The sequence below is a fragment of the Streptomyces sp. CNS606 genome (assembly GCF_000426325.1).
This window is the reverse complement of record NZ_KE384521.1, coordinates 448,750-457,088: the sequence shown is the minus strand read 5'-3', so window position 1 is coordinate 457,088 and position 8,339 is coordinate 448,750. Positions and strand designations below refer to the sequence as shown.

5 protein-coding genes and 2 tRNA genes are annotated in these 8,339 nt (G+C 73.6%); 5 read left to right on the top strand and 2 right to left on the bottom strand.

What is annotated here, in order from left to right; translation table 11 throughout:
• Positions 1-57 precede the first annotated feature (57 nt).
• From repSA to K304_RS0122715, 3 genes are read left to right on the top strand one after another with little or no spacing between them, the layout of a single operon-like run.
• Positions 58-1,422, top strand: coding sequence for a replication initiator protein RepSA (gene repSA, locus K304_RS0122725; protein ID WP_051308801.1), 1,365 nt, complete (start codon positions 58-60; stop codon positions 1,420-1,422).
• Positions 1,419-1,625 (top strand): excisionase family DNA-binding protein, encoded by a 207-nt coding sequence (locus K304_RS0122720; protein WP_027765591.1) that lies wholly within the window; start codon positions 1,419-1,421, stop codon positions 1,623-1,625. Before repSA ends, K304_RS0122720 begins: the two co-directional genes overlap by 4 nt.
• Complete coding sequence (locus K304_RS0122715; RefSeq protein WP_037791756.1) at positions 1,622-2,848, top strand: site-specific integrase; 1,227 nt, start codon at positions 1,622-1,624, stop codon at positions 2,846-2,848. The genes K304_RS0122720 and K304_RS0122715 overlap by 4 nt, the downstream gene beginning before the upstream one ends.
• Positions 2,849-2,925: 77 nt before the next feature.
• On the opposite strand, the gene K304_RS0122710 is transcribed toward K304_RS0122715, so the two are convergent.
• Positions 2,926-2,998 (bottom strand) — tRNA-Arg (locus tag K304_RS0122710).
• Between the two features lie 205 nt (positions 2,999-3,203).
• Positions 3,204-3,294, bottom strand: a tRNA-Ser gene (locus K304_RS0122705).
• A 320-nt stretch (positions 3,295-3,614) separates the two neighbouring features.
• Here K304_RS0122705 and K304_RS0122700 point away from each other — a divergent pair.
• Positions 3,615-4,151 (top strand): SSI family serine proteinase inhibitor, encoded by a 537-nt coding sequence (locus tag K304_RS0122700; protein ID WP_037791489.1) that lies wholly within the window; start codon positions 3,615-3,617, stop codon positions 4,149-4,151.
• A gap of 221 nt (positions 4,152-4,372) precedes the next feature.
• Complete coding sequence (locus K304_RS0122695) at positions 4,373-8,338, top strand: PAS domain-containing protein (RefSeq protein WP_027765588.1); 3,966 nt, start codon at positions 4,373-4,375, stop codon at positions 8,336-8,338.
• The last annotated feature ends 1 nt before the right edge of the window (position 8,339 follow it).

Genomic DNA, 8,339 nt, shown 5'->3' with positions numbered 1-8,339 from the left:
CCTGATCGGTTGGGAGGTGGCGGCGTGACCCGCACCGCCACACCGGCGGCCCGGGGCATGGACGCGGTCACCCTCGCCGACGCGCTGAGGGTGGCCGGGTCCCCCGGCTTCGACCGCTGGCAAGAACAGATCCGCCGCACCGGCGGCTGCACCAACCCCATCCACCTCACCGGCTGGACCCTCACCAAAGACCGCACCAGCGGCGAGACGCTGCACCGCTACTCCACCGAGCACGAGCCCGGCGGCCGTCTCCGCGTCGCCTGCGGCAACCGCCGCGCCTCACGCTGCCCCTCCTGCGCCCACACCTACGCCGGGGACACCTGGCACCTCATCCGCGCCGGACTCGCCGGGGATGACCGCCGGGACGTCCCCGCCACCGTGCGGGACCGCCCGCGCGTCTTCGCCACCCTCACCGCGCCCTCGTTCGGCCCGGTACACAACCGGCCCGACTCCGGCCGCTGCCGCTGCGGCACGCACCACCCCGCCGACTCCGACACCCTGGGCACGCCACTCGACCCGGAGTCGTACGACTACGCCGGGGCTGTGCTGTTCAACAACCACGCCGGACAGCTCTGGGACCGCTTCGCCAAACGGCTCCGCCGCGAGATCGCCGCCCGCGCCGGCCTCACTCAACGCGCACTCAAAGAGGAGTGCCGGATCTCCTACGCCAAGGTCGCCGAATTCCAGAAGCGCGGCGCCATCCACTTCCACGCCGTGATCCGCCTCGACGGACCCGACGGCCCGGAAGACCCGCCGCCCTCGTGGGCCACGGTCGAGCTGCTGACCGATGCCATCCGCGCCGCTACTGCGCACGGCTACACCTCCGTCACCGTCCCCGCCGCCGACGGGCACCCCGCCCGAACCCTGCGGTGGGGGACACAACTGGACGTCCGACCGGTCAAGGCGTTCGGGGACGGCTCGGAACTCACCGAGCAGGCGGTCGCCTCCTACGTCGCCAAGTACGCCACCAAAGCCGCCGAGACCACCGGCACCCTCGACCGCCGCATCGGCGAACTCGCCGAACTCGACCACCACCAGGTGCCCGAGCACACCCGCCGCCTCATCCGAGCCTGCAAGGACCTCGACCCCCTCTACCCGGACCGGCGGCTATGGGCCTGGGCCCACATGCTCGGCTTCCGCGGCCACTTCTCCACCAAGTCACGCCGCTACTCCACCACCCTCGGCGCCCTCCGGGGCGAGCGTGCCGACTACCGCGCCGCCGAACAGTTCGCCGCACTCGGCATCGAGGACCTGGAGCCGGACACCGTCCTCGTCCTCGCCGACTGGCAGTACGCCGGGCACGGCCACACCCCCGGCGAATCCGCCCTCGCCGCCGGCATCGCCAACGACATCCGAACCCACCGCGAAACAGCACGCGAAGCCCTGCAAGACCTACGCGCACAGGAAGGAGATGTTTCATGACCGCCGCCGTGATCGAACGGAAGTGGCACACCACCGCCGAGGTTGCCGAGATGCTCGGATTCGGCCTCTCGAAGACGAAGATGCTCGTTCTCACGGGTGAGATCCGCTCTGTCAAGGTCGGCCGCGCTCGTCGCATCCTCCCGGCTTGGGTCGACGAGTACGTGAATCGCGTCGCCTCGGAAGCTGGCGGGTGGGCGGCATGAGTGGCAAGCGGAGCAACGGCGAAGGTTCGATCTACCCGTACCGGACCGGCTACGCCGCGTACGCCTGGGTCACGAAGCCGGACGGCAAGCGGGCACGGAAGTACGTCTACGGGAAGACCCGCGAGGAAGTGCACGATAAGTGGATCAAGCTCCACGCTGAGGCAAAGCAGGGACCGGTGGCTACCCGACACAGGACGGTTGCGGCCTTCCTGTCGTACTGGCTCGAGTCGATCGTGAAGCCGAACCTCGCGCCTCTCTCGTACGTGTCGTACGAGGGGTACGTCCGGCTCTACATCGTGCCGCACCTCGGCACCAAGCGACTCGACAAGCTCGCGGTGCGTGACGTCCGCGAGTGGCTGACCAATCTGGCGAGCACCTGCCAGTGCTGTGCTCAGGGCAAGGACGCCAGGCGCCCGGCCGCTCGGCAGCGTTGCTGTGCGGTGGACGAATGCTGCGAGTCGTACACCTCTCGTCGGGTGATCCAGGCTGCCCGCGATGCTCTGCGCGCCGCACTGACGCATGCGGTTACGGAAGAGGAGATCACGAAGAACGTCGCCTCGCTGGTGAAGGTGCCAAAGCCTCGGCGTCGCCGGATCAAACCCTGGTCCGTGGCTGAGGCCGGCCAGTTCCTGACGGACGCTGCGGCTCGTGACGACAACCTGTTCGCCGCCTGGGTCCTGGTGCTCTCCCTCGGTCTCCGTCGTGGTGAGGTGCTGGGGCTGACCTGGAAGTCCATCGACTTCGAGGCGGGCGAGTTGTACGTGGATCACCAGATCCAACGAGCGGGCCGTCAGATCCTTCATCGGGAGACGAAGACGGAGGAATCCGAAGACTTCCTGCCGCTTCCCGCCCTGTGCCTCAAGGCGTTGCGGATGCGTCGGGCTCAGCAGGACGGGGACCGGAAGGCGGCCGGGGAACGCTGGCAGGACGACCGCGGCCTGGTCTTCACGACCAAGTACGGCACCGCCATCGAGCCGGGCAACCTGACTCGGATGTTCGCGCTGCGGGCTCGTCGTGCCGGCATTCGGGTGATCCCGTTGCGGAACACCCGGCACACCTGCAGTTCTCTCCTCGTCGCCCTGAAGGTGCACCCGAAGATCGCGCAGCGCATCCTGCGGCACTCGCAGATCGCGATGACGATGGAGGTCTACGCGGCGGCGAGTGACGAGGAGGTTCGGGCCGCGCTCGGCGAGCTGTCGGACGCGATGGGTGGTGCCGGCTGACGCGGTTGCTGTACTTCGCTGCTGTACGGCACCACAAAGCCCCCTCAGGGATGATCCCGAGGGGGCTTTGACCTGGGCGCGCTCGGCAGGATTCGAACCTGCAACCTTCTGATCCGTAGTCAGATGCTCTATCCGTTAAGCTACGAGCGCTTGACGTCCGGCCTCTTCCGTGCCGGTCGGCGTTGCGGGGACAACATTACATGACCGGCGCCGCCAGGCGAAATCCGATTACCGCACCCCTGCCGACCTGCGAAAACAGCCTTCCAGGGCACCTCTCGGGCGCCGTTCTCCCCGGCCCCGGAAACGCAGAAGCCCCGGCGGTCGCCGGGGCTCTTCGTGATCGCTGCGGATCGAGCGGAGGCTGAGGGATTTGAACCCTCGATGGGCTTTAAGACCCAAACCGCATTAGCAGTGCGGCGCCATAGACCAGACTAGGCGAAGCCTCCAGACACACCCGTGACCCACACACGGTGGTCGGGGTATGCGTGCAGATGATGACACAGCCGGGGCCGCGCTCACCAATCGCCCTCCACGGTACTAGGCCCGGGGGCTGCCGGGCAAAGCCTTTGCCCCAGGTCGGAGCGTGACGTTGCCCGCCACCTGAGCGAGATGCCGCCACTCGACGGGGCGATCCGCGTTGAACCGGGAAGAGACGGACATGGCGGTCCGGCCGACGGGTGCTCCGGCCCCCGCACGCCCGGGCCGTCCCTCCGCCCGCCTCGCGCACGCACCCGTGTGCGCGCACGCACGTCCCGGGAGTCCCGCCATGCCTCGCCGTACCGCCCCCACTCTGGCCGCGCTCGCCGGCGCCGCGGCCGTACTGACCACCCTGCTCGGAGCGGGAGCCGCCTCCGCCGCCGCGCCGCAGGAGACCGGCTTCTCGGCCATGCCCCCGGCGCAGGCCGACTACCTGAGCATCACCGTCTCCGGCACCGGCGACGCACGGCACGACGGCACGCGCTCCCTCTTCTGCCACCCCGCGGGCGGCACCCACCCTCGGGCGCAGGCCGCCTGCGAGGCGCTGGACGCCGCCGTCTCCGCCGCGCGTACGGCCGGCCGCGCCCCGGAGGGACCGGTCGGCCGGGCGGGCGACGCACAGCGCGCCCTCCGCGCACCGGCCGCCGGGCCGTTCGCCCCCGTACCGTCCGAGGCGGTGTGCACGATGGTGCACGGCGGCCCTGCTCACGCCCGGATCAAGGGTGTTTGGCACGGTAAGCCGGTGGATGCCCGGTTCGACCGCAGCAACGGATGTGAGATGTCCCGCTGGGACCGGCTCGTCCCCGCCCTTCCCGCGCTGGACTGACCATCCGGTCCGTCGTCCCAACTGGGGTTTCACCGGCAGGTGTTGACCTCACGCTCACGCTTCCCACCCGGCGCCCCCGCGCATCCGCCGCCTGAGGGGGCGCCGGTCCCCGTAGACTCTGCCTCTAGTGACGCCCCGGGGACTGCGGGCAGACTGACGGCCTCGAGCGGGCCGTTCGGCCCCGCCTCCGGTACCAGCGGCAACAGGGAGGAAGCACCGTCGTGAGCAGCAGGCCACCCCGAGGCGCTGCTCGTCTCGCCGCCATACTCGACGCGCTGCCCGATGCACTGCTCCTGGTGAACTGCAACGGCACCGTCGTCAACGCGAACAAGATCGCCCTGGAGGCCCTGGAGGCCCCGGGGACGGCACTGGTGGGCCGCGGGCTGCTCGACCTCCTCCCGGAGTTCGACCCCAACCGCATCCCCGGATCGATGCGCCGGCCGGGCGAGGACGAGGGCGAGGCCCGGACCAAGCCGACGCGCATGACCGCGCGCCGCACCGACGGCAGCGAGTTCCCGGTCGAGGTGACCAGCGCCAACCTGGAGGACGGCCGCAGCACCTACGCCTCCTCCTTCGAGGCCGCCTGGTCCGACCACGGCACCGGCGGCGGGCGCAACGCGCACTACACCGGCGACGAACTGCTGATGCTCGTCGTCCGCGACCTCACCGGCACCCTGGACACCGAGGCCGAGCTCGCCCGGCAGCAGCGGCAGACCGAGATGATCCTGCGCGCCGCCTCCGAGGGCGTCGTCGGCGTGGACACCTCGGGCCGTGTCGTCCTGGTCAACCCGGCGGCCGCGCAGATCCTCGGCTACCGCGCGGGCGACCTCGGCGGCCACGAACTCCACCCGCTGGTGCACCACTCCCGCCCGGACGGCTCGACGCTGCCCTACGAGGAGACCCCGCTCGCCGACACGCTGCGCTCCGGCCGCAAGCACCGCGTCCGCGCGGCGCAGGTGCTCTGGGCGAAGGACGGCAGCCCGGTGCCCGTCGACATGACGACGGCACCGGTACGCGACGGCGACCAGCTCGTCGGCGCGGTGCTGACCTTCACCGACCGGCGCCCGTACGTCGCCCTGCGGGAGCGGCACGAGCAGCTGCGCGCCGTGCTCGACGAGGCGCTGCGCGGGCCGCTGGACCAGCTCCGCGACGAACTCGGCGGCCTCGCCGCCGACCCCGCCGGCCAGCTGTGGCCGGAGGCCAACCAGATCCTGCACCACCTTTCCGCCGGCTACGCGCGCATGACCACGCTGGTCGACAACGTGCTCGCCTTCCAGCGCCTGCAGACCGGCAGGGAGAAGCTGAGCACCGCACGCGTCTCGCTGGACACCGTCGTGGCCGCGGGCGTGGACGGCGCGGTCGAGCTGATCGGCCCGGGGCGCGCGCAGTTCGCCGTGCACGCCCCGCCGATCGAGGCCGAGGTCGACGCGGCGCGGCTCTCCACCGCGCTGGCGCACCTGATCGCGGACGTGGCCGGGGTGGACGCCACCGGCAACCAGTCGCTGACGCCGCCGACCGGCGACTCCACGATCGTGGTCGCGGCCGCACAGCGCGGCGAGGTCGTGCGCATCGAGGTGCGCGGACCGCACCCGGGCGGCAGCCCGGTGCACCAGCCCGTCGTCAGCGGGATCGTGCGGCGGCACGGCGGCGTGCTGCAGACGCACGAGGTGCCGGGCGCGGGCGGCAGCGCATACGTGCTGGAGGTGCCGTGCGCGGCCACCGGCGGCAGCGGAGCGGCCGGCGCAGGCGCGAGCACGGACACGGACACGGGTACGGACGGCTCGGGCGGCTCGGACGGTTCGGCCGGCGCCGGGTTCGGCACCGCCGGAGCGCTCGGTGCCGGCGCGGCCGGTGCCCCGGGCACGGCCGGTGCCGGGGTCCCGGGTGCGGGGACCGACGGGGCGGCCGCGAGCGGCGTGACACAGACCGGGCAGACGGACAACGAGACCACCGTGATGCCCGTCCCGGCCCAGCCCATGCGCGGCACCGAGGCGGCGCCGCACGCCGCGGTACCGGCCGCCCGTACCCCCGAGCCACCGCAGACGGCGCCCCCGGCGGAGCGGGGCGGCGTCCCCGCGCAGGGCGGCCCGTACGTTCCGGAACAGCAGGGCGGGACCCCACCCGGGGGAGAGGGTCCGGCGCCCACCGGGCGCCGCCGGCGCGCACGCGCCGACCACCCCGAGGCCCCGCAGCCGCCGCCCGGCGCCCCGGCGCCCCCAGCGCCCCCGGCGGCCGCAGGCCCCTCACCGGCCGGCGCGCTGCCCGCGCTGCCCGGCCCCGCAGGCCCCGCACCGGCGCAGCCGCCGGGTGGCGGCCAGGCCGGTGGCCAGGGGGGCGGTACGCCCCCGCAGGGCACCGGCCGCCGGGCCCGCCGCACGCTGGCCACCCCGTCCGGGAACGGCCCGTCGGGGAACGGCCCGTCGGGGAACGGCAACGAGGCTGCCGCGGCGACGCACGTACCGGCGGGTCAGCGGGCGCCGGGAAGCATGCCGGCCCTCCCCCCTGCCGCGCCCTCCCCGGCCCCGCCGCAGCAGACGGCCGCAGCGGACGGCGGCACCGTCCCGCACCAGATCCCGCCCGGCACCGGGCGCCGCGGGCGCCGCCCCGCACCTCCCGCGTCCGGGCCCGGCGGCGAGCCGGCTCCCCACGCGGTACCGGAGGAGGCCCTGCCGGAGCACGTGCCGGCCGGCGCCGCCGAGGGCGGCCGCCGCGCCCGCCGCCTCGCCGCGGCCCGCGCACGCGCCGCGGAGCAGGCCGCCGGGCAGGCGCCCTCGCACGAGCCGTTCGCGCTGCCGCCGGCCGAGGCGGACCGCGCCCCCGCCCAGCCCACGTCGAAAGGCACGGGCACCGGCAACGGCTTCCACCCTCCCGGCAACGGTCCCGGCGCCGTCGCCGACCACGCCTCCGCCGCAGCGGGGCGGGCACCGGCCGCGGAGGAGGCACGGGCCGCGCAGCGCGCCGACCACTCCCGGGTCGCGGCCAGCCCGATACTGGGCGGCGGCCACACCCCCGAAGCGGCGAACCGCCCGGCCCGCCGGCCCGGCCTCCCCATGCCCGGAGGCGGCCAGGACGCCCACGCCGCCGAGCAGACCGGCGGCGGCATCAGCGTGCGCACCCTCGGGCAGGGGGTGCCGTTCGCCCAGCGCATCGCGGAGCACGGAAACGGGCAGGCCGCAGGCCACGCCGAGGCACCGCCGTCTCCCGCCCCGGCCATCCCGTCCACCCCCTCCACTCCCGCGCAGGCGACGGGCTCCGGGAGGCGGCGCAAACTGGCCACCCGCGAGGGCGACGCGGCACCCGGTCAGGCGGGCCGGCCCCAGGGGCAGGGACGCGAGTTCGCCATAGGAGCACCGGAAGCAGGAGCCGCCGAGGGCCCCGAACCGCTGGACGGCCCGAACGGCGCCGTCGAGATCACCGACGGCGGCGGCATGACGATGCCGCTGCGGGCCGTCGACGACGAGCTGCCGCCCGAACCGCTGGACAACCCGCGGCGGCTGCTGGTCTGGCCCGAGCCGGACGTCTCCACGCAGCAGGCGCTGTCCGACCGCGGCTACCGGCCGGTCATCGTCAACTCCCGCGAGGAGGTGGACGCCCAGATCGCGGCCTACCCCGCCGCGCTGTTCGTCGACCCCCTCACCGGTCCCATCACGCGCACGGCGCTCCAGTCGTTGCGGCAGGCCGCCGTCGCCGCCGAAGTACCCGTGCTCGTGACCGCGGGGCTCGGCCAGGCGACCCGCGACGCGGCGTACGGCGCCGACCCGGCCGTGCTGCTCAAGGCACTCGCCCCCCGCGACAGCGAGCAGCACCCGCCCCGGGTACTGCTCGTGGAGGAGAACGAGGTCGTCGCCCGCGCGCTCGCGCAGTCCCTGGAACGGCGCGGCATGCAGATCGCGCACGCCCCCTCGGACGCGGACGCCGTCAACGTCGCGGCGCAGATGCAGCCCAACCTCGTGGTGATGGATCTGATGCAGGTACGTCGCCGGCGGGCCGGGATCATCGACTGGCTGCGGGTGAGCGGGCTGCTGCACCGCACCCCGTTCGTCGTCTACACCTCGTCGGGCATCACCCCGGCGGGACTGCCGCACCTCGCCTCCGGCGAGAACCTGCTGTTCCTCGCCGAACGCTCCACCAGCGACGAGGTCCAGTCCCGCATCGTCGACCTCCTCACCAAGATCGGCGCCCACTGAT

Coding starts and splice junctions, on each gene's coding strand:
- repSA (WP_051308801.1), top strand. CDS start 58: ATGGACGCGGTCACCCTCGCCGACGCGCTGAGGGTGGCCGGGTCCCCC.
- K304_RS0122720 (WP_027765591.1), top strand. CDS start 1,419: ATGACCGCCGCCGTGATCGAACGGAAGTGGCACACCACCGCCGAGGTT.
- K304_RS0122715 (WP_037791756.1), top strand. CDS start 1,622: ATGAGTGGCAAGCGGAGCAACGGCGAAGGTTCGATCTACCCGTACCGG.
- K304_RS0122700 (WP_037791489.1), top strand. CDS start 3,615: ATGCCTCGCCGTACCGCCCCCACTCTGGCCGCGCTCGCCGGCGCCGCG.